This window comes from Sphingomonas sp. 320_CC (assembly GCF_059691795.1).
In genome coordinates this window covers 329,290-352,254 of record NZ_JCAWAE010000003.1, presented here as the reverse complement: position 1 = coordinate 352,254, position 22,965 = coordinate 329,290, and the positions used below count along the sequence as shown (strand labels likewise).

Genomic DNA, 22,965 nt, shown 5'->3' with positions numbered 1-22,965 from the left:
CCTTGCGGCGTGCCTTGCTTGCGGCCGCGCTATGGCTCGGGGCGCCAGCCTCAGCCGAGCCGGTCGCACGTCTCGTGTCGTTCGAGCCCGGGGCGGGTCTCGCACTGGCGGACGCGCAAGGCACGGCGCGCGTGGTGACGGCGCCGGGTGACCACGAGGTCGTCCGGATCGCCGCCGCCGACCTGACTAGCGACCTCCGGCGCGTGACCGGTGCGACAACCGCCAACGGCACGCAGATCTGGCTCGGCACGCTCGGTCGCAACCCCGCGATCGACCGGTTGGTCCGGCGTGGCATACTCGACGTCTCGAAACTGCGAGACGCATGGGAGAGCTTCGTGATCGCCACCGTCGCCAACCCCGCACCCGGTATCCCGGCAGCGCTGGTGATCGTCGGCAGCGATCGTCGCGGGACCGCGTTCGGCGCGTACGAGCTGTCGCGCGCGATCGGCGTGTCGCCGTGGCATTGGTGGGCCGACGCGACGCCCGAGCATCACGCCGCGATTTTTGCGGCGACCGGTCTCCACCGCTTCGGGCCGCCATCGGTCCGGTATCGCGGGATTTTCCTCAACGACGAGGACTGGGGGCTGCAACCCTGGGCTGCCGGCACGTTCGAGCCAGAGGCCGGCACGATCGGGCCGAAGACCTATGCCAAACTGTTCGAGCTCATGCTGCGGCTGAAGGCGAACATGGTCTGGCCGGCGATGCACAAGGTCACCGCGCCGTTCAACGCGAACCCCGAGAATGCGCGCCTTGCCGACCGCTATGCGATCGTCATGGGATCGAGCCATGCCGAGCCGATGCTGCGCAACAATGTCGGCGAATGGACGGCGCCGGCGACAGAGTTCAACTATCTGACCAACCCCGCCCGCGTCGCGGACTATTGGCGCACACGCGTCAGGGCGAACGGCCAGTACGAGAGCGTCTGGACGCTCGGGATGCGCGGCATCCACGACAGCGGAATCGTCGGCCCGACCACCGACGATGCGCGCCGATCATTGCTCGAACGCATATTCACCGACCAGCGCGCGATGCTGGCGCGCGGCGTGAACCGGGATCCGACGCGCGTCCCGCAGGTCTTCACGCCGTACAAGGAAGTCCTCGACGTGTACCGCGGCGGGCTGAAAATACCCGACGACGTCACGCTGATGTGGCCCGACGATAATTTCGGGTATATCCGTCACGTCCCCGACGCCGCCGAGCGCGCGCGAACGGGCGGATCGGGCATCTATTATCATTTGTCCTATCTCGGGGCGCCGCTGTCGTATCTCTGGCTGTCGACCACACCGCCCGCGCTGATCCGGGAGGAACTGGGACGTGCCTGGGATGCGGGTGCACGGCGGATGTGGGTCGCCAATGTCGGCGACCTCAAGCCCGCGGAACTCGCGACCGATTATTTCCTGCAGCTTGCGTGGGACGTACCGGGCACGCGCGGCAAACCGATCGATACGGTCGTCGCGAACTGGGCGGCGGATACTGTCGGCGCGGATGTCGCGCCGGAGATCGCCGCGATCATGGCCGAGCATCACCGGCTGAACTTCCAGCGCCGGCCTGAGCATCTGCAATGGTGGCTGCCCGGCGAACTGTCGAAGCCGAGCCCGCTTGCCCCTGCCGACATCCCGACCCGCCTCGCCGCCTTCGATACGTTGCGCGCGCGCGTCCGCTCGATCGCGCCGCGCATTGCGCCCGACCGACGCGACGCGTTTTTCGAACTGGTCGACTATCCGGTGACCGCGGCGGCGCTCGCCAATACGCGCATGTTCGATGCCGAGGCGCATGCTCGCCTGCGCGATACCGATCCGGTTGGTGCGGCAGTCGCAGGCGAGCGTTCGCGCGCAGCGGATACGGAAATCACCGCGCTGACGTACCGCTACAATAATGAGATCGCGGGCGGAAAGTGGCGAAGAATGATGGCGGTCGAACCCGCCGACGGGCAGTGGCGTCGCTATCGCTTGTCGCCACCGATCCTGCCCGCCCCAGCTATAACTCCGCGGCGAAGGACGGGGCCCAATTGGAATGCTCCTGGTGAAATCGTGCCGTCCTCCGTTACCTCACTCACTCCAACTGGGCCCCGGCCTTCGCCGGGGAACCGGGCAGTTTTGCAGGCTTCGACGATCGTGGTTGAGGCGGAGACTTCGGATAGCCCGCGCAACGGCTGGCGCGTGGTCGACGGCCTCGGCCGCAACGGTGCTGCGGTAGCCGCGGCGGCGCTGGCAACGCTGTCGTACACCGTCACGCTCCCGCCTGGTCGCTGGCAACTCGCAGCGGAAATCTTGCCGACCTATCCTACGACCGAAGGCGCCGACCTCGCGGTAACGATCGCGATCGACGGCGGGGCGCCCGTTCGTGTCGGTGTTCCACGCAAGACCGGCGACCGGGCATGGGCGCTCGCGGTGCTCGACAACCGTCTCGACCTTGCGCTGCCGACACCGCTCGCGGCCGGACGGCACAGTGTGACGATCGGGATCGACGACCCCGCGATCGTGTTCGACGCGCTGCGCTTCGATCCGCTTCCCGCCTCATCTCCAGCCGCCTCATCTTCAGCCAACGCCGGTACCCAAGGACTTTCGCATGGCCACTGATCCGATCGCCGCCTGTCCGGCCCTGCCGCTCGCGCCTGCCCGTCCGGTACGCTGGTATAATCTGCTCGCCTACGGATCGAACGACGTGCTCGGCGCGGGGTCGATGGCGGTCATCAGCACGTGGATCCTGATCTTCTACACCAGCTTTTGCGGACTGTCCGCGGCGCAGGCGACGATCATCTTCGGCGTCGCGCGCGTGCTCGATGCGTTTACCAGCCCGACGATCGGCCACCTGTCGGACAATCTCGGGCGAAGCTGGCTAGGGCGCAAGTTCGGACGGCGGCGGTTCTTCATCCTCGCCGCGATCCCGCTGCTGCCGTCGTTCGCGATCATGTGGGTCGCGGGGCAAGGCTTCTGGTATTACCTCGTGACGTACGTGCTGTTCGAGATGGTCTACGCGATGGAGATCATCCCGTACGAGACGCTCGCGTCGGAGATGGCGACCGACTACCGCACCAAGGCGAAGTTCGCCGGTGCGCGTATCCTGTGCGGCCAGTGCTCGGCGATCGCGGCGGCGTTCCTGCCGGGCTGGCTGATCGCGTATCTCGGGCCGGATTCGCCCGACACGTATCTGTATATGGGCATGATCTTCTCAGGTTTGTTCATGGGCGCCGCGGGTCTGCTGTACGCGTTCAGCTGGGAGCGGCAGCGGCCGGAGGGGCTCGACGAGGTCCAGGCCGTCGAGAAAGCGTCGCTCGGCGCGGGGTTCAAGGCGCTGTACCGCAACCTGTTCTCGACGCTGCGGATCCGCGCGTTCCGTCTGCATCTCGGCATGTATCTGGGCGGCTATATCAGCCAGGACATCTACAACGCGGCCTTCACCTATTTCGTGATCTTCGCGCTCGCCGGATCGACCGCGATCGTCGCGAACCTGGTCGGCGTGACGTACATCGTCCAGCTGGTCGCGGTCGTGCTGGCGATCAACTTCGCGCTGCGGCTGTCTCCGGCGGCCGCCTACCGGTTCGCGGCGTTGAGCTTCGCGATCGGCGTGGTGATCTTCCTCGCGATGTACGCGGCGGGCTATACCGCCACGTCGGCGCTATTCTGGCTGCCGGTGGTGTTCGCCGGGTTGGGGCGCGGCGCGCTGAACTACATCCCTTGGGCGACCTACAACTACATGGCCGACGTCGACGAGATCGTCACCGGGCGCCGTCGCGAGGGCGCGTTCGCCGGCGTGATGACGTTCGTGCGAAAGATGAGCCAGGCGCTGGCGGTGATCTTGGTCGGGCAGGTCATGCAGGCATCGGGCTTCGTCTCGAAGGCGACCGCACAGAGCCCCCAGGCGATCTATGCGATCGTCGCGGTGCTGGGCGCGGGGACGATCGCGATGCTGGTGTTCGGCGTGCTCGTGTCGACGCGGTTCCGGCTGACGCCCGCCACGCATGCCATCCTGCTGGAGGAGATCGAGCATCTGCGGCGTGGCGAGCGGACGCCATCGACGCCGGACAACGCGCGCGTGGTCGAGGACCTGTCGGGCTGGTCCTATGACAAGCTCTGGGGCAACAACCCCGTCGCGGCGGCGGGCACGCGGTGATCCTGCTCGCCGCTGCGTTGCTCGCAGGCGCAGGCTCGCCAGTCGCGCCGAAGCCGCTATTTCGCGATCCGGTGCACGACGGCGCCGCCGATCCCTCGACCGTCTACGATCCCGCCCGCCGCGAATGGGTGATGTTCTACACCAATCGCCGCGCCGACCTGCCGATGGCAGACGCGAAGGACGTGCGCTGGGTGCACGGTACCGCGATCGGCACCGCCCGCTCGTGGGATGGCGTGCACTGGCGTTACGGCGGCACCGCGGCGATCCCCGCATCCTGCACCGGCGCGACCTTGTGGGCGCCCGAGGTTCAGTACCTCGCGGGCCGGTGGCACATGTGGCTGACCGTCGTGCCGGGCGTCTTCCGCGACTGGAACGCCCCGCGGTTCATCGTTCACCTGACCTCTCGCGACCTGAAGCGCTGGACGTGTGGCGAGCGGCTGTCGCTCGGCTCCGACCGGGTGATCGATGCGAGCGTCGCGGCACTCCCCGGTGGCGGTTATCGGCTGTGGTACAATGACGAGCGGCTGAACAAAGCGATCCGCTACGCCGACAGCGACGATCTGGTCCACTGGCGCGTGAAGGGCACGATCGTCGACACGCCCGGCGAGGGACCGAAGGCGTTCCGCTGGAAGGGCCGCTGGTGGCTGATCTCCGACGCGTGGAAGGGATTGCTGGCGATGCGCTCGACGGATGGCGAGCACTGGACGCGACAACCGGACTATCTGCTCGCGACGCCCGGCCGCGCCGAGACCGATCGCGCCAAGGGGCAGCATCCCGACGTCATCGTCGCCGGCGATCGCGCCTACATCGTCTATTTCGTCCAGCAGTCCGGCGAACCACAGTCCACGCGCGATCCCGAATGGCACCGCCGCAGCGTGCTTCAGATTGCCGAACTGAAGGAAGCCGAAGGTATCCTCACCGTGGACCGCGACGCGCCGACCGAGATCCGGCTCGCGCGCCGCTAGTCGAGAAAACCGACCTGCCGCAGCCACGCCTCGCACAGCGTCGGCCAGATCGAGACGGGCAGCCCCTGCGTATCCAGCGCGAAACCATGCGGCGCGTCGGCGAAGACGTGGAGTTCCGCCGCACCGCCTGAGGCCTGCCACGCCGTGTGGAGCCGGCGGACATTCTCGACCGGGACGACGGGATCGTTGCCGGCATAGACGATGAACGCAGGCGGCGGCGACGGCAGAAGTTGCGCATCGGGTTGCAGCCGATCGTACATCGCCTGCTTCTCGACCGGCGGCAGCGGCGGCTTGTCGGCGATGATCGTCCGCCCCGCCGCGTTGGTGGAGATCGGGGCATAGCCAATAACCATCACGTCGGGCCGCGTCGGCTCGTTGGGATGGCGCGACGCTGGCGGCGTCCACTCGTCCGGATACGCCGCGGCGAGGCATGCAGCGAGGTGACCGCCAGACGACAGTCCGACCACGCCGAGCCCTGCCGCCGCCAGACCGCTCGCGCGGATGCGACGCATCGCTTCCCGCGCGTCGTCGAGTGGTGCGGCAATACCGTTCGCAGCGTTGGGGAAGCGGTGGATCAGGACGAACGCATGATAGCCGAGCCCCGTCAGCCAGGCCGCGACCTGCACCCCTTCCCTGCCCGCCATCAACTGCGTGTAGCCACCGCCGCCAAGCACGAGCATCACCCGGCCGTTGGGCTTGGCGGCACGAAACCCGAGCAGCACCGGCTGGTCGACCGCCGTCACGACCGCAACCTCGGCCGCGCCCGACGAATCTTCGAACGTCACCGCGGGTTCGTCCCCCCACAGCGGCCACACATCATCTGCACCCAGCATCACGAACACCCCGGTTTAGCATTGTCGAACGACGAGTGCCCCGGCGTGCAGGGATGCGTCGGATACGCCTCGCCGTCGAGTTCGGTCGCCTCGCGTACCACCGCCAGCCGATCGCCCTCGTCGCGCATCTCGTAGAGCTTACCGAGCGCGAAGTTGAACGGGCGGTGGAGGATCATCATCAGCCTGCCGTCGAACGCACGGAACAGCATGCCGTGGCCGCTGTCGCGTTCGACGAGCGGGCCGAGTTGCTCCCACGGACCTTCGATGCTGCCCGATCGCGACCGCGCCTGCCCCTCGACATAGCCCTTCTTGCCATAGCTCGACCATAGCATCAGCAGCGCACCAGTTTTGCTGCGATACAGTTCCGGGCCGTCGGTGACATAGACCGTGTCGCCATCGGGTTGTTTCTGGCCGACCACCCAGGCGGCGTCGTTCGCTCTGAACAGGCGCTTCGCCGAGCCCGCCGCGGACAGGTCGTCGTTCAGCGGCACGGCTTCCATCGTGCCGATCGTCGTCTGCCACCATTCATGCGCGTAGACGAGCCACGGCTTGCCCTTCGGGTCGACGTACAGCGTGCCGTCGAGCGACATCTGGTCCTTCGACACGATCGGCTCGCCGCCTCGGACCAATGCATAGGGCCCGTCGATCTTGTCCGCGACCGCGAGGACGGTCCCGCGGCGATAGGTCGCGCGCTTGCCGTTGGGCGTCAGCGGCGAGGCCGGATCGTGGAACGTCGCGAAAAGATACCAGCGGTTCTTCCAGCGGTGTACTTCCGGCGCCCAGCTTCCCGCCTTGGCCCAGACGTCGCCGGGCAGCACGAACACCGGCTTGGGCCTGGTCCAGTGCTTCAGGTCGCGGCTCGCATACATCATCGTGCCCAGCCGTGAGTCGCCGGTCATCGCGACCTCGTTGCGGGTGAAGAGGTAGTAGGTGCGACTGGCCTTGTCGGCGACGATCCACGGATCGTGGAGGTGCATCGCGGTCATCACCAGCGGGGCGTCGGGCTCGCGCGGCGGGGTTGCGGGTGCGGCCCCCGCGAGTGCAAACAGGCTGGCGGCGATCAGGTGCGCGATCCGGGTCATGCGACGGTCTCCACCGCTATGCTGTTGCCATAGCCGATCACCACGGTCGCGATCAGCAGCAGTGCCACGCCCGCCCAGACCACAGCCTTGATCCGCGCGCCGGCGTCCTTCCACTCGCGGAATGCAAAGCCCCACAGCGTGCCGAAAATGATGATGCTCGCCATGTGCAGCGTCCAGCTCGAGAAGCCGAGGCGGCCCATCTGGCTCTCCCCCATCGTGTAGAAGAAGAACTGGAAATACCAGGTGACGCCAGCGAGTGCGCTGAGCGCGTAGTTGCACAGGAGTGGCGGGCGGGCGCCTTCGGCGGTGCGGCCGAGCCATTGCTTGGCGCTGCGGTTCTTCACGATCAGCCAAGCGCACCAGGCGCCGTTGGTGACGAGGCCGCCCGCCATGATCAGGCATAAAACGGGGAGCCCGGTCCAGAGCGACCCGGTCCCGGCGGTCGCCGACAGCGCCTTGATCGGCTCGCCCGCAGCCAGCCCGAACGCGAAGCACGCGGACATGATCCCGGCGCCGATCGCAACGACGATGCCCTTGCGGAAGTCGAACTCGGCGACGACCGCCAGCTTTTGCTCCGGCGTCAGCAGCGCATCCTTCATCGCGCCCGCGATCGCGACGACGACGATGCCGGCCAGCGTCAGGCCGATGCCGGCGAGGACGATATTGCCGGATGTGGTCGCGATCAGCTTTTCGTGGAACTCGCCCGTGAACGCCGGCGGGATCAGCGTGCCGAACACGGTGCAAAGGCCAAGCACCACCGCCATACCGAGCGACAGCCCGAGATACCGCATGACGAGCCCGTAGCCGAGTCCGCCGAACCCCCACAACACGCCGAACACCATCGGCCACCAGAACGCGGTCGACGGCGCGCGCCCGAACACGCCGAGCAGGTCGTGCGTCTGGAGGCTGGCGAAGAACCACGGCGCGACCAGCCACGATACGACGCCGCCCGTCAGCCAGTAGATCTCCCACGACCAGCGCTTCACGCCGCGATAGGGCACGTAGAAGCTGGCCGACGCGAGCCCGCCGAGCCAGTGATACAGTACCCCGAGCAGCGGGTTCACAGGTCGAGACCCAGCCGGTAGATCCGGTTCGCATTGCCGCCGAACAGCGCGCTGCGTTCGTCTTCTGCGAAGTCCGCGACCAGCGAGTGATAGGTTTCGAGGTAGCGATCGATCGGCGCGAACAGCGTGTCGGTCGGCGCGTCGCTGGCGAACAGGCAGCGATCGGTGCCGAACAGGTCGATCGCTTCGAGCAGGAAGGGCCGCACGCTTTCCGGCGTCCAGGCGCGCGCGATGAAGCCGAGCCCCGACAGCTTGATCGCGACATGCGGCAGCGCCGCGAGCGCGCGCAGGCCGTCGCGCCATTCCGCGATGCCATCGGGATCGGCGAGCACGGGCATGCCGAGATGGTTGATGATCACCGGGATATCTGAATGACGCGCGATCAGCGGCGCGAGGCCCGGCATTTGCGCGGGGTAGCATTGCAGGTCGAACGAGAGCGCGTGCGTACACAGCAGCGCATAGCCCGCCTGCCACTGGGCATTCTGCGTCAGGTCGCGCGCTGTATAGGTGCGGGCCGGATCGGCGTGCCAGTTGACGATCTGGCGAATGCCCCGAACATGGGGGAACGCCGCCTGCGCGGCGAGGTGCATATCGACGTCGGCATCGTCCAGCGGTGCGTAGGCGACGATCGCGTTGGGCAAGCCGTGCTCGGCGGCGATTCCCTCCAGCCAGCGCGTCTCGTCGAGCGCTTGCACCGGATCCGCACCCGCATCGACATGCACCGCGCCGACGACATTCCACCGCGCGAGCGCCGCGCGGTACTCGGCGATTCCGAAGTCGCGCGCAATTGGCTCTACGCTACCGTTGGGGCCATCATCGGCGAACGGCGGCGACAGCCACGGATAGCGGATGTGGCTCAGGTCCCACAGGTGGATATGCGCGTCGACGAACGGGATCATCGCCTTCTCTCCTGGGTTTGTTGAACCGTACCGCCTCGTGCCGGGCAGCGTTGGCTGAGCGATTTGGGATGACAGTCGGAACGATCCTCCCCCGCCAGGGGGAGGTGGCGCCAAAGGCGACGGAGGGGGAGGATACGGAACAGCGGTTCCCCCTTTCCTCCCCCTCCGTCTGGCAAGTGCCAGCCCCCCCCCCCCTGGCGGGGGAGGATACGAAAGTCCTCCTAGAACGTCGTCCGTCCCCCCGACGTGTCGAAGGTCGACGCCGTCGTGAAGCTGCATTCCTCGGACGCCATGAAGCAGACCATCGCGGTCGATTCCGGGATCTCGCCCAGTCGCCCCATCGGGATCTTCGAGCGCATATACTCGACCTGGCTCGCGGGCAGCTGCTCGAGGATCGGGCTCTCGAACGTCGCCGGGGTCAGCGCGTTGGCGATGATGCCCTTGCCCGCGAGTTCCTTGCCGAGACTCTTGGTCAGGCCGATCACCGCCGCCTTGGTCGCCGAATAGGCGGACGCGTTGGGATTGCCCTCCTTGCCCGCCACCGACGACACGTTGACGATGCGGCCATAACCGTTCGCCAACATCAGCGGCACAACCGTCCGGCAGCAATAGAACAGCCCGTTCAGGTTGATGTCGACGACACGCTTCCAGCTGTCGAGCGGGTATTCGTGGACCGGCGCGGTCGCCCCGGTGATCCCCGCCGAGCAGATCAGGATGTCGACCTTGCCGAGCACGGCCGCGCTCTCGGCCGCCGCCGCGACGACCGCGTCGACGTCGGACACGTCGAGCGCGACGACATGCGCCGCGCCGACCTCGTCCTTCGCGACTGCGAGCTTTGCGGCGTCGAGATCCCACAGCGCGACGCTGCCGCCCTCCGCGACGATCCGCTTGGCGACATCCTTGCCGAGCCCCGACGCGCCGCCGGTGACGATCGCGCAGCGACCGGCAAACCGCCCCCCATAGATCGTCATGCGATCGAACCTTCACCCAGATGGCGCCATTCGACGACCGACTGACGCTGCGTGCCGAGCCCGGCAATGCCGAGTTCCATCACGTCGCCGGCCTTCAGGAAGATCGATTCGGGCTTCTTGCCCTCGCCGACGCCCGGCGGCGTGCCGGTGATCAACAGGTCGCCGGGGTACAGCGTGATATATTCGCTGACGTAGGAAATGAGCTGCTTCAGGTCGAAGATCATCGTCTTCGTGTTGCCGGTCTGCATCCGCGCGCCGTTGACGTCGAGGTGCATGTCGAGGTCCTGCGCGTCGCCGATCTCGTCGGGCGTCACCAGCCACGGGCCGACCGGGCAGAAGGTGTCGTGGCCCTTGCCCTTGCTCCACTGCGACCCGCGCTGCTTCTGGTTGAAGCGCTCCGACACGTCGTTGGCGAGGACATAGCCCGCGACCTTGTCGAGCGCCTCGTCCTCCGAGACGTAGCGGCAGGTCTTGCCGATGATCACGCCCAGCTCGACCTCCCAGTCGCCATGCGTCGAACCGCGCGGCAGGACGACGTCGTCGTTCGCACCACTGAGGCTGGACAGCGGCTTCATAAACATCATCGGTTCGGTGGGGATCGGCAGGCCGGATTCGATCGCGTGATCGCGGTAGTTGAGGCCGATCGCGACGATCTTGCCAATGCCCTTGATCGGAACGCCGTAGCGCGGCGTACCGTCGACGACCGGCAGCGACGCGGGATCGGCCGCGAGCGCCTGCGCCAGCGTTGCGACGTTGAGGTCGTCGATCACGCCCGACAGGTCGCGGATCGCGCCGTCGGCATCGACGATGCCGGGCTTTTCCTGGCCGGGTTGGCCGTAGCGGCAGAGTTTCATGAGGGGACTTTCGGAAAAGAGAATGGCGAAAAGAGAGACTGGATCAATGCATGTAGGGGCGGTGCATCGCGATCTCGGGGTTGAGCGTGACGCCGAACCCCGGCGCATCGAGCGCGCTCGCCTTCATCCGGCCGTTCTGCGGCACGGGCTCGCCGAGCAGCTGCGGATGGAACATCGGCACCACCTCGGTCGGTCCCGGATGCATCATCAGGAACTCGGCGAACGGCGAATTGTGGCGCGTGATGACGAAATGGTAGCTGTAGACCGACGATCCGTGCGGCACGACCATCTTGCCGTGCGCATCGGCCAGCGCGCTGATCTTGAGCAGTTCGGTGACGCCACCGCACCAGCCGACATCGGGCTGGATGATGTCGCAACAGTCCATCTCGAGCAGCATCCGGAAGCCCCAGCGCGTCGCCTCGTGCTCGCCGGTGGTGACCAGCATGCCCTTGGGCACGTTGCGCTTCAGCTCGGCATAGCCCCAGTAATCGTCGGGGCTGATCGCCTCCTCGATCCATTTCAGACCATGTTCGTGCGCGGCGATCGCGAGCCGCGTGGCGTAATCGACGTCGAGCGCCATCCAGCAATCGAGCATCAGCCAGAAATCGGGACCGCATTTCTCGCGCATGTCGGCGATCATGGCGATGTTCTTCTTCATGCCCTCGGCGCCCTCGGCGGGGCCGTGGTGGAGCGGCATCTTGCCACCGATGAAGCCGAGCTCCTTGGCGACGTCGGGCCGCGCGCCGGTCGCGTAGAATTGCAGTTCGTCGCGTACCGCACCGCCGAGCAGGTGATAGACCGGCTCTTGGCGCAGCTTGCCCAGGAGATCCCACAGCGCGAGATCGACCCCAGAGATCGCGTTCACGACCAGCCCCTTGCGGCCGTAATATTGCGTCGAGAAGTACATCTGATCCCAGATCTTCTCGTACTCGGTCGGCGAGCGTCCTTCGAGGAAGCGCGCGAGGTGCTTCTCGACGATGAACGCCGCGGGCTCGCCACCGGTGGTGACCGCGAAGCCGACCGTGCCGTCCTCCGCCTCGATCTCGACGACCAGCGTGCCGAGCACGTTGATGCCGAAGCTCTGGCGCGACTCGCGGTATTCGGGATAGCGGCTCATCGGCGTCGCGATGTGGTCATCGATCCAGTGCCCCGCGCCCTGGTCGTGATAATCGGCACCACCACCACGGACGACGAACGCCCGGACGTGCTTGATCTTCGGCAAAGTCACAATCGCCACGCTCAACGCTCCTCATCCCCCGCGCCCCACCGAAGGCGCGTCGCACACACCATCGAACGATGTCCGCGTCCTGCCCGCCCGGTCTGCTCCGACCCGGCAACGCAGCACATTTACGTCTCACTCAATGATTTGCATCATCTCATTTTGTGAGACGAATGGTTACTTGATGAGAATGTCCGCGTCAAACGTAGACTTGAGCTGGTACCGGAAATCCCTCCTGCATGCCTGCGGACTGGCTCGCATCCGACCCCACGCGGAAAAGGCCTGACACGGCCGTAAATTGATGATATATGATCAGCCATCTTACAATGTGGTAAATCACCGAAGAGTGGTTCTGCGCAAAGGGGGGATACCAATGAACGGTTTACGTCTCACGGCCTGCATTCGTAGCGGCACATCGATGCTCGCGCTCCTCTCTGCCGGGGTTGCGACCACCGCCACGGCTCAGCAGGCATCCCCGCCGACGACGACAACTGCGGAGACGCCCCCCGAACCCGCCACGCCAGCCGACGCAATCCAGACCGACGACATCATCGTCACGGGTTTCCGCGCGTCGCTCACCACCGCGATCAACCAGAAGCGCAACGAGACCGCGGCAATCGACAGCATCGTCGCGGAGGACATCGGCAAGTTCCCGGACTCGAACCTGGCCGAATCGATGCAGCGCATTCCCGGCGTCGCGCTTGCCCGCGGCGACGGTGGCGAGGGCCGCAACATTTCGGTCCGCGGGCTGGGCGCGGCGTTCACCCGCGTCCGCATCAACGGCATGGAAGGCACGTCGCAGACCGGATCGTCCGACATCTATGGCGGCGGCAACAATGGCCGCAGTTTCGATTTCAACGTTTTCCCAACCGAGATCTTCTCGTCGCTCGCGGTGCGCAAGACGCCGTCCGCCGATGTCGAGGAAGGCTCGCTCGGCGCGACCGTCGACCTGTCCGCACCGAAGCCACTGGCCGGCAAGCAGGACTTCACGCTCAGCGCCACCGTACGCGGCGTCTACAGCGAGCTAGCAAAGAAGGTGAACCCGCGCGCCTCGCTGCTGATCGCGAAAAAATTCGACGACGGAAGGTTCGGCGTCCTCGGCTCGGTCGCCTATCAGGAGCGCGACATCCGCGAAGTCGGCTATTCCGCGGTCGACATCCTGTCCGCCAATACCAACGGGCTGTTCTGTTCGCCGGTCGGCTTCGCGCCCGCCACGCCGGCGATCGGCAGCAAGGGGGCCGATGCCGCGAACTGCTATCCCGGCACGCCGCGTACCAGCACCGCGGCGGCGTTCAACACGGTGCTCGCCGCGCGCCGCCCCGACCTGCCCAACACCGCCGGCAGCGGCGCGTTCTTCCCGCGCATCCCGCGCTATCTGAATTCGGAGCAGAAGCAGAAACGGCTCGGCGGGACGCTCAGCTTCCAATTCCAGCCCGACGCGGCGACCGATATTTCGCTCGACCTGCTCTATTCGCGCTTCCACGTCGTGCGCCGGGACAATTACATCGAGGCGATTTCGTTCGCGCGCTCGGCCGCGAACAACGGCCAGCCGGTGATGTCGATCAAGGACGTCCAGCTGACACCGCAAGGCGGCCTGATCTACGGCCTGTTCGACGGCGTCGACGTTCGCTCCGAAGGGCTGGTCGACGATTTCACGTCGACGTTCAAGCAGGCTAATCTCAACATCAAGCACGACTTCACCGACAGCTTCGGGATCACCGCGCTGTTCGGGCTCAACCAGGCCAAGGCGTTCGGCAAGCGGCGTTTCCAGTATTTCATGGACGCCATCGACACGCCCAATTTCTCGATCGACTACCGCGACGGCAAGGATACGCCGAAGCTCGGCTTCGGTTTCGACGTGTCCGATCCGACCCGCTTCAACTACGGACCTGCGCTTGCCGATGGCACCGTGCGCGGCGGCTACAGCTTCCAGGCGCGTCCCTCGACCAACACCAACAACGGACTGACCGCGGAAACGAACCTGCACTGGAAGGTCGCCGACGTGCTGACGCTGAAGGCGGGCGGCCAATATCGCCGCAGCGATTTCACACTGCGCAACGTCATTCCGTACACCGCCGACACGCTCACTAGGGCGCTGCCCGCCGGTACCACGCTCGCCGACATCACGCACCAGATCAGCGGCGTCGGCAATCTCTGGGGCAACGGCGCGCCGTCGAGCTGGGTTTCGCTCGATCCCGACAAGTTGATCAGCACGTTCAACCTGGATGCGGTGCGCTATTGCGGCACCGAATGCGGCGCGCAGTCCAGCCGGGTGCTCGAGGAAGTCTCGTCGGCTTATGCGATGGCGGCGTTCGATCTCGGCGACCGGCTCGGCGGCATCGGTGTCCGCGGCGATGCGGGCGTCCGCTTCGTCCACACCGACCAGCTGTCGTCGGGCTTCATCTCGGTCGCGCTCGCAGGCTCGCCAACCGGCGTGACCGGGCGGTTCGCCACCGCCAACAAGCGCTACAGCGACTGGCTGCCCTCCGGTAACCTCGTCATTGAGCCGATCGAAGACCTGTTGTTCCGCTTCTCGGGCGCGAAAGTGCTCGCCCGACCGGAACTCGGCGTGCTGACCCCCACCAGCGGCGTCAACGCGATCACGCGCAACGGCAGCGTACAGAACCCACAGCTCGATCCGATCCGCGCCAACACCTTCGATGCCGCGATCGAATGGTATTTCCGCCCGGGCGCACTGCTGTCCGCCGCGTTTTTCTACAAGGATCTGAAATCCTACGTGCAAAGCGTCAACACGCTCATCCCTTTCAGCGATCTCGGCCTACCGAACGAACTCCTTGCGGGCAGCAACACGTTGCCGAGCGAACAGTTCACGATCGCGCAGCCGCTCAACACGCCAGGTGGCCCGTTGAAGGGCGTCGAGGTCAACGCGCAGGTGCCGTTCACCTTCCTGCCAGGGTTCCTAAGGAACTTCGGCGCGCTGGCGAACTATACGCACGTCACCTCGCGGATCGACTATATCCTCGCCAGCGTGAACGGCGTGCCGACCGTCACGACCACCGCGAACCTGATCGGCCTGTCGAAGAACACCGCGTCCGGCACGCTCTATTACGAGGACAGTAAGTTCAGCATCCGCGGCACCGCCAATTACCGCGACGGCTTCATCCGCGGCATCCCCGCTTCCCCCGGCAGCGATCTCCAGGGCAATGACAGTACGCTGTTCGTCGATGCGTCCGCGTCGTTTGCGGTGACGGACACCGTGAAGCTCATCCTCGAGGGGACCAACCTGACCGACGAGCAGAACCGGCTTTATACCGACAGCGTCCGTCAGGACACGCTGTTCCAGACCCGGATCGGTCGCACGGTGACGTTCGGCGTCAACTTCAAGCTGTGACGATCGACCCAAACGGGTGAAAAATCCCCTTCAACGACGGCCGCGTGGTCGGCCAAGCCGATAGGGACTTGGCTTCCTGTCGCGGCGCTCATAAAGCGGGCGTTGATTCGAAAGACCGTCACGATAGCCGAGAGCCCTAGATAGCATGCAAATAATCGTTCGCGACAATAACGTCGACCAGGCCCTCCGCGCCTTGAAGAAGAAGCTGCAGCGCGAAGGCGTGTACCGCGAGATGAAGCTTCGTCGTCATTACGAGAAGCCGTCGGAGAAGCGTGCCCGCGAGCATGCTGCAGCTGTCAGCCGTGCACGCAAGGCCGATCGCAAGCGCGCCGAGCGCGATAACTGATCGTTCCCGGACCGGGCCTTGCACGAGAATGGTCGTGCAATGTCCGGTCCGACATAATGCGCCGTTCCGGAATGGCGCCTGCGGCACTGGCCGATTGATTCGCGACATCGCGTATCCACTCGATCCCGACATCCTGCCGACGTAACCGTGAGTTCACAGCAGCAGCATCGCTGCTGACGATCACGGCTGCCTGACGACTTTGACATTAGAGACCGTCCCAGCTCCGCCCTAGGCCTCACGCCGCCATCCATACCTTGACGCGTCTATTCCGGGGCGACACCGTCCGCGTTGACCAGGTCGGCGCCGACGAGAGTACCACGCACGCGCACCCGCTTCTCGACCAGATCGACCGGTACGCGGTGCAGCTCGAGCTGATAGCGACCGCCGATGTCCCGACGCAGATAGAATGCACCGCCATCGCGAAGCAGCATCCCGGTCTCGTCGATTACTGTCCCGATTGTCGTCATGCGCGTGCCATTCCCGTTGATCGAGATAGCGCGTATCCCAAGAAGCGAGGCGTTTCCATGCAGTTACGCCGCATATTATTTCTCCGCCCCAACGACTAGGTCGATCACTGCATAGAACGATAGTCTCCGCATCGATGCCAGCCGCACGCTAATGGCCGCCCTCGACCCACGGGACGCCCGCCTCTCGAAACGCATCGGCGAGCGCGGCTTCGAGTTCGAGCGACTCCCATTGCTGCATAGGGTTCAGATGCTCGACGAGCCCGGGCAGCAGATGCGCCCCGAACCTCCTGACCGCACCGCTCGCCTTGTACCCCAGCTTGTGCTGATCGAACCGCCAGTCCGGATCGCGCGACGTCTGCCCGACATATAGTCCCCAGCGCTCCGGGGACCGCGAGTCATGCAGCAACACGATATAGACGGAGTGCTTGGCGTTGCGCGAACCGGCGGTCGCGGCGCGAAAATTCTCACAGGCTCGCCGAGCCGCCGGCATCCAGCCGATCGATGTCATCCTCGTCGATTCGCCGACAGGTCGATACGGTCCGAAACCTCTAGACGTCTTTCCCAGTCTTGGTCTTGCCCGAGCGCGCCGGCAGGCGGTTCTCTTTCGCCAGTTCGGAGAGATGCTCCGCCGCCCGGATGTGCATGGCGCGGATCTCTGTAATCGGCGAGGCGACCGCCGCAGCGATATGCCTGGCCAGTTGTTCCCGCGGATCGTTCAGGAACGGTGATTGCGCCACGCTCTACTCCCCTACTACGCCGCGCACGTCGCGCGTGTCGGCTGCCGTTCAAACGCTGCGGGCCCTCGTTCGGTTCACCCCGCTACGCAGTCGCCTGCCCTCACCCCATCATCCGCCCACGAAGGTTGAACAGGATCACCAACGTACCCGACACCATCAGCGCGATGATGAGCGTGGAGAAGAGGATCAGTTGCAGGTCGTGCCGCGACGAGCGCTTCAGGCTGATGTGGAGGAAACAGCGGAACTGCACCGCCATCTGCACGAGGCCCAGCGCCAGCACGCCGCCGAAGATCGCACGCGCACCGAACGACGGCCAGCGGACCATCGCGAAGGCCGCCACGGTCAGCGCGAGCGACAAGGCATAGCCGACCGCATAGGTGCGCAGCTCGCGGGTCCGGTCGCTCATCCGATGTTCCCTTGCAGATAGACGACCGAGAAGATCGCGATCCAGACGATATCGAGCAGGTGCCAGAACAGCCCCAGCCGCAACAGGTTGATCCGCACTCGCGCATCGAGGCCGTACGCGCAGACCTGCCCGACCATCACGACCAGCCAGAAGCACGCGACCGCGACGTGGAGTCCGTGCAGCCCGACCAGCGCAAAGAACGACGACAGGAAACCGCTGCGCATCGGATAAGCACCGTGCGCGAACATCGTCGCGAAGTCGTTCGCCTCGAGCGCGAGGAAGACGAGGCCGAGGCCCAGCGTCGCGCCGAGCCACCCGAACAGCACGCGGCGCGGTTCGTCGTACTTCATGGCGATCGTCGCGCGGCCGAACGTCGCGCTGCTCGTCAGCAACAGCAGCGTCTCGACGAACGCGGGCAGCAGCTTGAACTCGGAGGCGGGCGTCGGGCCGCCGACGGTGCTGGCGATCATCGTGCCATAGGTCGCGAACAGCAGCGCGAAGATCACCGCGTCGCTCATCAGGAATATCCAGAAGCCGAAGATCGCGTTCTCCGCCTGGTCCTGCGTCAGCGCGCCGGTGTCGCCGAGGTTGAGGCCGGCATGCGACAGTTCGGGTTCGCTCACGCCACGATCTCCGCAAGGCCACGATTGACCGCGGCGGTCTCCAGTTGCCGCGGAATCGCGGGCGTCGCCCGGACGCGCGTCAGCCAGGCCTCATGCTCGCGCGCGACCTCCGCAGCGGGAATGGTCCGATGCTGGTCGCGACCGAAGCTGCGTAGCACGACCGCCGCGACGATCACCTGAAACGCGACGATCGTCAGCCCCCAGATCTCCCAGATCAGGCCGAACGCGGCGACTGCGGCTGTGAGCCCGATCACGACGCTGGTCGCGCTGCCCTTCGGCACGACGATGTCCTCGTAGGCTAGTGGCGAGGCGTAAGGATCAGGCTGGCCCTCGTCATGCTTGTGATCGTAGAACGGGTTGCGTCCGTCGATGAGCGGCAGCACCGCGAAGTTGTATTCGGGCGGCGGTGCGCTGACCGACCATTCGAGCCCGCGGCCATCCCACGGGTCGCCCGCTTCCACGCGTGTCTTGGCACGATCGCGGATGCTCACCCACAACTGGATGCCGAGCGACGTCAGTGCCGCCAGCAGGACGAACGCGCCGACGCCGGCGACGTACAGCCACGGCCAAAACGACGGTTCGAAGATCGCCTGCGTCCGCCGCGCCATCCCGCTCGCGCCGAGCACGTACAGCGGGAAGAAGGCGAGGTAGAACCCGACCACCCAGCAGGAGAACGCGATCCGCCCCCAGCGCTCGTCGAGGCGGAACCCGAACGCCTTGGGAAACCAGTAATGATAGCCCGCCAGCATCCCGTACAGCAGCCCCGGGATCAGCATGTTGTGGAAATGCGCGACCAGGAACAGCGTGTTGTGGACGAGGTAGTCGAGCGGCGGCATCGCCAGGATAATGCCGGTGAAGCCGCCCAGCACGAACGTCATCATGAACGCGAGCGCGTACAGCATCGGCACAGTGAAGCGCACCTCGCCGCGAAACATCGTCCAGATCCAGTCGTAGATCTTGACGCCGGTCGGCACGCCGATCGTCATCGTCGCGATCCCGAACGCCGCGTTGACGTTAGCCGACTGCCCCATCGTGAAGAAATGATGGACCCACACGGTGAAGCTTAGCACCGCGATCGCCATCGTCGCGATCACCAGCGAGGTGTAGCCGTACAGGTCCTTGGTGGAGAAGGTCGACACGACCTCCGAATACACGCCGAACGCGGGCAGGATCAGGATGTAGACCTCGGGATGACCGAACAGCCAGAACATGTTGGCATAGTTCATCATGTTGCCGCCGAGGTCGTTGGTGAAGAAATGGAACCCCAGGTAGCGGTCTAGCGCGAGCAGCAGCGTGGCGACGGTCAGCGGCGGCATCGCGAAGATCATCAGGATCGACGTGCACAGGCTGGTCCATGCGAACATCTGCATCCGCATGAACCGCATCCCCGGCGCACGCAGCTTGTAGACGGTGCAGGCGATGTTGATCCCCGCCATCGTCGAGCCGATCGACCCCAACGTCACCGCCCAGATCCAGTAGTCGACACCGACGCCGGGGCTGAACGCGCGCTCGGTATAGGGCGGGTAGCCGCTCCATCCGCCGGTCGAGAATTCGCCGACGACGAGGCTGGCCATCATCAGCCCCGCGGCGCCGATGGTGAGCCACAACGCGATCGAATTGGCCCAGGGAAATGCCATGTCGCGCGCGCCGATCTGGAGCGGCAGGACATAGTTGATCATCCCCGTCAGGAACGGCATCGCCATGAAGAAGATCATGATCGAGCCGTGCGTCGAGAACAGCTGGCCGAAATGGTCGGGCGTCAGGAAGCCGGGGTTCTCGATCGCCACCGCCTGCTGCATCCGCATCAGCACCGCCTCGACCAGCGCGCGCGACAGCATCACGAACGCGACGACGATATACATGATGCCGATCTTCTTGTGGTCGAGGCTGGTGAGCCACTCGGTCCACAGATACCGCCACTTGCCATAACGCGTCAGCAGCGCCGCGACGACGACCGCGCCGACCACCACCAGCGCGCCTGCGAACGCGCCGATGATCTCGCTGATCGTCGGGTTCTCCCATGCGCGCACGAACGGCAGGTCCTGCCAGCCGAACCGGCCGAGCACGGCGGGCCAGAGGGGAACGGAAACGGTCATCGAACGGCTTTCGGAGAAGAATGGGTCATGCCGCCAGTCGCGGCGACGACGTGCTCGAAAAGGTGTGGCGTGACATGCGCGAACTCGACGGGCCGGGTGATGATCGACCGCGCGGACAGCCGTCGCCAGGTTTGTGCGTCGAGCGTGCGCTTGCCGCTTCGTGTAGCAGCCGCCCAGCGGTCATAGTCGGCTGGCGACACTGCAACGACATCGAACTTCTGCTGCTGGAAGCCGGCGCCGTTATACTGCGTGTTCTCGCCGCGGAACCGTCCCGGCCGGTGCGCCTGGATATTCAACTCGGTGGTCATGCCGCCCATCGCGTAGATCTGCCCGGCGAGTTGCGGGATCAGCATCGACTGCATTACCGTGCCGCTGGTCAGCTTGATATGTACCGGCCGTCCAGCGTGAATGGTCAGTCGATCGACCGACGCGACGCCGAGGTCGGGATAGACGAACACCCATTTCCAATCGAGCGCGATCGCCTGAACCTCGACCGGCGCCGCGCCCGGCAACCGCCGATACGGATCGTCGATCTGTGTCCAGTGCCACAGCAGCACGGCGAGCCCGATGACAATGCCGGCGGGCGGGATCCAGATCAGGCCTTCCACCCACCAGGAGAAATTCCACTTCGGCCGGTACGCGTCGCCGCGGTTGGACAGCCTGTAATGCCACGCGAACAGCGGCGTCAGCAGCAGCACCGGTCCGGCGACGAACAGCAGCACGATCGATACGGTGACGAACAGGTCGCGCTCATGCCCCGCGACCGGCCCCTGCGGGTTGAAGAACCCGTGCGACAGCGCCGTGCAGCCCCCTAGCCCCATCAGGATCGAGAGCGGCGCCAACCGCGATAGACTCCACTTCAATCGAACGAACACCTGGCCCCCTTGTCGCACCGCCCGCGCCCAGGAACGGTTTCGCGCCGGCTCCGTAAAGAAGCCATCCCACAGCGTGATGCTCCAGGGTCCCCTTCGCCGCAACGCACGACTACCAGTACGGCTGCTCTTTAACAAAAACTTCATACCGATATCCGGTTTCCGTTCGATCGTCCAAATGCTCCGCGTGACACCGTCGTCACTTGCTCGTGACCGTCGCTTCGATAGTCTTCCGCCGGGGATCAAGGGTCGGGATCGGGAGACGGGCATGCGCGGACGGGTTCGGTTGGGTGTGCTCGCGCTGTTGAGCCTGACGGCGGCTGGGCCGGCGGTGGCTGCGTGCAAGGTCAGCAAGATCGCCGAACTGCCCGTGACCCTCACCGGTCGCCGCGCGATGGTCGATGCGAAGTTCGGCACGCACGACACGCGATTCATCGTCGATAGCGGCGCCTTCTACAGTACGGTGTCGCGCGCGTCGGCTGCGGAGTTCGGGCTGTCGAGCGAGCCGGCTCCCCCCTGGTTCCGGCTGCGCGGGGTCAACGGCGACACGTCCGCAGCGATCGCCAGCGCAAAGGACTTCTCGCTCGCCGGCCTGCCGATCCCGCGGGTGAGCTTCATCGTCGGCGGCACCGACACGGGGACGGCCGGTCTGCTCGGCCAGAACATCCTCGGTCTCGCCGATGTCGAATACGATTTGCCGCACAGCGCGGTGCGGCTGATGCGGGTCGATGGCTGCGGCAATGTCGGGCTGGCCTATTGGGCCGCGGGAAAACCGTTTTCGACGATCCCGCTCGAACGCGGCGGCACCGGACCGTGGAAGCCGCACACGATCGGCACCGTCCTGGTCAACGGCGTCAAGATGCGCGCGGTGTTCGATTCAGGCGCGCAAACCACCGTCATGACGCTCGCCGCGGCCAAGCGGGCAGGCATCACACCGACCAGTCCCGGCGTGACCGCGGTCGGATTGAACTCGGGCATCGGTTCGAAGCAGCTCGCGACCTGGCGCGCTCCATTCGATACGATCGACCTCGGCGGCGAGACCGTGCCGCACCCGAAATTCCAGATCGCCGACATCCGGATCGACGGCGACATGCTGATCGGGTTCGATTTCTTCCTGACGCACCGCATCTTCGTGTCGAACGCGAACCACCTGCTCTACATGACCTATGAAGGCGGCCCGGTCTTCGGGCTGACGCCGAGCGGCGCGCGTACCACCGCGGGCGAAAAGCTCGACCTGACCGACACCGCCGCCGTGCCGACCGATGCCGAGGGGTTCAGCCGACGCGCCGCGGTGTTCCTGTCGAAGCGCCGGATCGAGGAGGGGCTCGCCGATCTCGACAAGGCGGTGGCGATGGCGCCGACCGAAGGACGCTACGTGTATCAGCGCGCACAAGCCCGGCTCGCGCACGGCCAGCTCCTGCTCGCCGCGGCCGATCTCGACAAGGCCGTGACGCTCATGCCCGACAACACCGATGTCCGCCTGTTGCGCGCACGCCTCCGCTTGATGAGCCGCGATCCAGATGGCGCGGGCGAAGATGCCAAGGTCGCCGGTCGCGCGCTGCCGGCCGGGTCGGATCGCCGGCTCCAGCTTGCCGGCCTGTACGAAAATCTCGACCAGCCCGAGCTCGCGATCGTCAATTACGATGCCTGGCTGAAGATGCATCCCGAGGACGCCGCCCGCTCCACCGCGTTTAACGGCCGATGCTGGGCGCGCGCGCTGCTGAACCGCGAACTCGATCGTGCGATGTCCGACTGCAACACTGCCCTGAAGCTCCGTCCCGGCTATGCCGCGTATCTGGACAGCCGCGCGCTGGTGAACCTGCGTCTCGGCAAGCTCGACGCCGCGCTCGTCGACTATGACGCCGCGGTCAAAGCCAACCCGCGCAACGCCTGGTCGCTCTACACCCGCGCGATCGCGGAACGACGCGCGGGCAAGATTGAAGCGGCGGACGCGGACCGCAAGGCCGCGCTCGCGATCAACCCAAACGTCGCCAAACGCGCGGCGCGGTACGGGCTCGACGGCTGACCGGACGCCGACGTCTACCTGCTGGCGCCCGGCGCAGCAC

The 22,965-nt window shown here is 65.8% G+C and carries 20 protein-coding genes; 6 read left to right on the top strand and 14 right to left on the bottom strand.

Annotated features, from left to right (window positions below; translation table 11 throughout):
* Positions 1–2: 2 nt before the first annotated feature.
* The 3 genes from AC59GX_RS13105 to AC59GX_RS13095 are packed head-to-tail and all read left to right on the top strand — an operon-like array spanning position 3 to position 5,078.
* Positions 3–2,579 carry a glycosyl hydrolase 115 family protein gene (locus AC59GX_RS13105; RefSeq protein ID WP_497301844.1) on the top strand — a complete coding sequence of 859 codons (2,577 nt, stop codon included), beginning with the start codon at positions 3–5 and terminating at the stop codon, positions 2,577–2,579.
* Positions 2,569–4,113, top strand: a complete 1,545-nt coding sequence (locus AC59GX_RS13100; RefSeq protein ID WP_426281468.1) for an MFS transporter — start codon at positions 2,569–2,571, stop codon at positions 4,111–4,113. Before AC59GX_RS13105 ends, AC59GX_RS13100 begins: the two co-directional genes overlap by 11 nt.
* Entirely contained in the window at positions 4,110–5,078 is a 969-nt protein-coding gene (locus AC59GX_RS13095; RefSeq protein ID WP_426281470.1) for a glycoside hydrolase family protein, read from the top strand. The genes AC59GX_RS13100 and AC59GX_RS13095 overlap by 4 nt, the downstream gene beginning before the upstream one ends.
* On the opposite strand, the gene AC59GX_RS13090 is transcribed toward AC59GX_RS13095, so the two are convergent.
* The 7 genes from AC59GX_RS13090 to rhmD form a co-directional block, all read right to left on the bottom strand.
* Positions 5,075–5,911 carry an alpha/beta hydrolase gene (locus tag AC59GX_RS13090; RefSeq protein ID WP_426281471.1) on the bottom strand — a complete coding sequence of 279 codons (837 nt, stop codon included), beginning with the start codon at positions 5,909–5,911 and terminating at the stop codon, positions 5,075–5,077. The genes AC59GX_RS13095 and AC59GX_RS13090 overlap by 4 nt on opposite strands.
* Positions 5,911–6,993, bottom strand: a complete 1,083-nt coding sequence (locus tag AC59GX_RS13085; RefSeq protein ID WP_426281472.1) for a glycoside hydrolase family 43 protein — start codon at positions 6,991–6,993, stop codon at positions 5,911–5,913. The genes AC59GX_RS13090 and AC59GX_RS13085 overlap by 1 nt, the downstream gene beginning before the upstream one ends.
* Positions 6,990–8,057, bottom strand: a complete 1,068-nt coding sequence (rhaT, locus tag AC59GX_RS13080; RefSeq protein WP_426281473.1) for an L-rhamnose/proton symporter RhaT — start codon at positions 8,055–8,057, stop codon at positions 6,990–6,992. Before rhaT ends, AC59GX_RS13085 begins: the two co-directional genes overlap by 4 nt.
* A complete protein-coding gene (locus AC59GX_RS13075; protein ID WP_426281474.1) occupies positions 8,054–8,956 on the bottom strand; it encodes an amidohydrolase family protein in 903 nt (300 codons plus the stop codon). The genes rhaT and AC59GX_RS13075 overlap by 4 nt, the downstream gene beginning before the upstream one ends.
* Positions 8,957–9,177: 221 nt before the next feature.
* Positions 9,178–9,927, bottom strand: coding sequence for an SDR family NAD(P)-dependent oxidoreductase (locus AC59GX_RS13070; RefSeq protein WP_426281475.1), 750 nt, complete (start codon positions 9,925–9,927; stop codon positions 9,178–9,180).
* The gene (locus AC59GX_RS13065) at positions 9,924–10,781 is read right to left on the bottom strand and encodes a 2,4-didehydro-3-deoxy-L-rhamnonate hydrolase (protein WP_426281477.1); all 858 of its coding nucleotides are present in this window, start codon (positions 10,779–10,781) and stop codon (positions 9,924–9,926) included. The genes AC59GX_RS13070 and AC59GX_RS13065 overlap by 4 nt, the downstream gene beginning before the upstream one ends.
* 43 nt (positions 10,782–10,824) lie before the next feature.
* Positions 10,825–12,009, bottom strand: coding sequence for an L-rhamnonate dehydratase (rhmD, locus tag AC59GX_RS13060; protein ID WP_426281845.1), 1,185 nt, complete (start codon positions 12,007–12,009; stop codon positions 10,825–10,827).
* Positions 12,010–12,373: 364 nt separating this feature from the next.
* Here rhmD and AC59GX_RS13055 point away from each other — a divergent pair, with 364 nt between their 5' ends.
* Positions 12,374–15,352, top strand: a complete 2,979-nt coding sequence (locus tag AC59GX_RS13055; RefSeq protein ID WP_426281478.1) for a TonB-dependent receptor — start codon at positions 12,374–12,376, stop codon at positions 15,350–15,352.
* Positions 15,353–15,497: 145 nt separating this feature from the next.
* Positions 15,498–15,698: a 30S ribosomal protein S21 gene (gene rpsU, locus AC59GX_RS13050; protein ID WP_031393196.1), complete on the top strand. Its 201-nt coding sequence runs from the start codon at positions 15,498–15,500 to the stop codon at positions 15,696–15,698.
* A 263-nt stretch (positions 15,699–15,961) separates the two neighbouring features.
* Here rpsU and AC59GX_RS13045 read toward each other — a convergent pair whose 3' ends face one another.
* The 7 genes from AC59GX_RS13045 to AC59GX_RS13015 all read right to left on the bottom strand — a co-directional run bounded on the left by AC59GX_RS13045 (position 15,962) and on the right by AC59GX_RS13015 (position 20,902).
* Positions 15,962–16,165: a DUF5818 domain-containing protein gene (locus AC59GX_RS13045; RefSeq protein ID WP_120301000.1), complete on the bottom strand. Its 204-nt coding sequence runs from the start codon at positions 16,163–16,165 to the stop codon at positions 15,962–15,964.
* Between the two features lie 148 nt (positions 16,166–16,313).
* Complete coding sequence (locus tag AC59GX_RS13040) at positions 16,314–16,673, bottom strand: GIY-YIG nuclease family protein (RefSeq protein WP_426281480.1); 360 nt, start codon at positions 16,671–16,673, stop codon at positions 16,314–16,316.
* A 40-nt stretch (positions 16,674–16,713) separates the two neighbouring features.
* Positions 16,714–16,902 (bottom strand): hypothetical protein, encoded by a 189-nt coding sequence (locus tag AC59GX_RS13035; protein WP_426281482.1) that lies wholly within the window; start codon positions 16,900–16,902, stop codon positions 16,714–16,716.
* 100 nt (positions 16,903–17,002) lie between these two features.
* Entirely contained in the window at positions 17,003–17,308 is a 306-nt protein-coding gene (locus tag AC59GX_RS13030; RefSeq protein WP_426281483.1) for a cytochrome o ubiquinol oxidase subunit IV, read from the bottom strand.
* Complete coding sequence (locus AC59GX_RS13025; protein ID WP_426281484.1) at positions 17,305–17,931, bottom strand: cytochrome c oxidase subunit 3; 627 nt, start codon at positions 17,929–17,931, stop codon at positions 17,305–17,307. The genes AC59GX_RS13030 and AC59GX_RS13025 overlap by 4 nt, the downstream gene beginning before the upstream one ends.
* Positions 17,928–20,027: a cbb3-type cytochrome c oxidase subunit I gene (locus AC59GX_RS13020; protein WP_426281486.1), complete on the bottom strand. Its 2,100-nt coding sequence runs from the start codon at positions 20,025–20,027 to the stop codon at positions 17,928–17,930. The genes AC59GX_RS13025 and AC59GX_RS13020 overlap by 4 nt, the downstream gene beginning before the upstream one ends.
* A complete protein-coding gene (locus AC59GX_RS13015) occupies positions 20,024–20,902 on the bottom strand; it encodes a cytochrome ubiquinol oxidase subunit II family protein (RefSeq protein ID WP_426281488.1) in 879 nt (292 codons plus the stop codon). Before AC59GX_RS13015 ends, AC59GX_RS13020 begins: the two co-directional genes overlap by 4 nt.
* Positions 20,903–21,167: 265 nt before the next feature.
* Here AC59GX_RS13015 and AC59GX_RS13010 point away from each other — a divergent pair, with 265 nt between their 5' ends.
* Positions 21,168–22,925 (top strand): aspartyl protease family protein, encoded by a 1,758-nt coding sequence (locus tag AC59GX_RS13010; RefSeq protein ID WP_426281489.1) that lies wholly within the window; start codon positions 21,168–21,170, stop codon positions 22,923–22,925.
* The last annotated feature ends 40 nt before the right edge of the window (positions 22,926–22,965 follow it).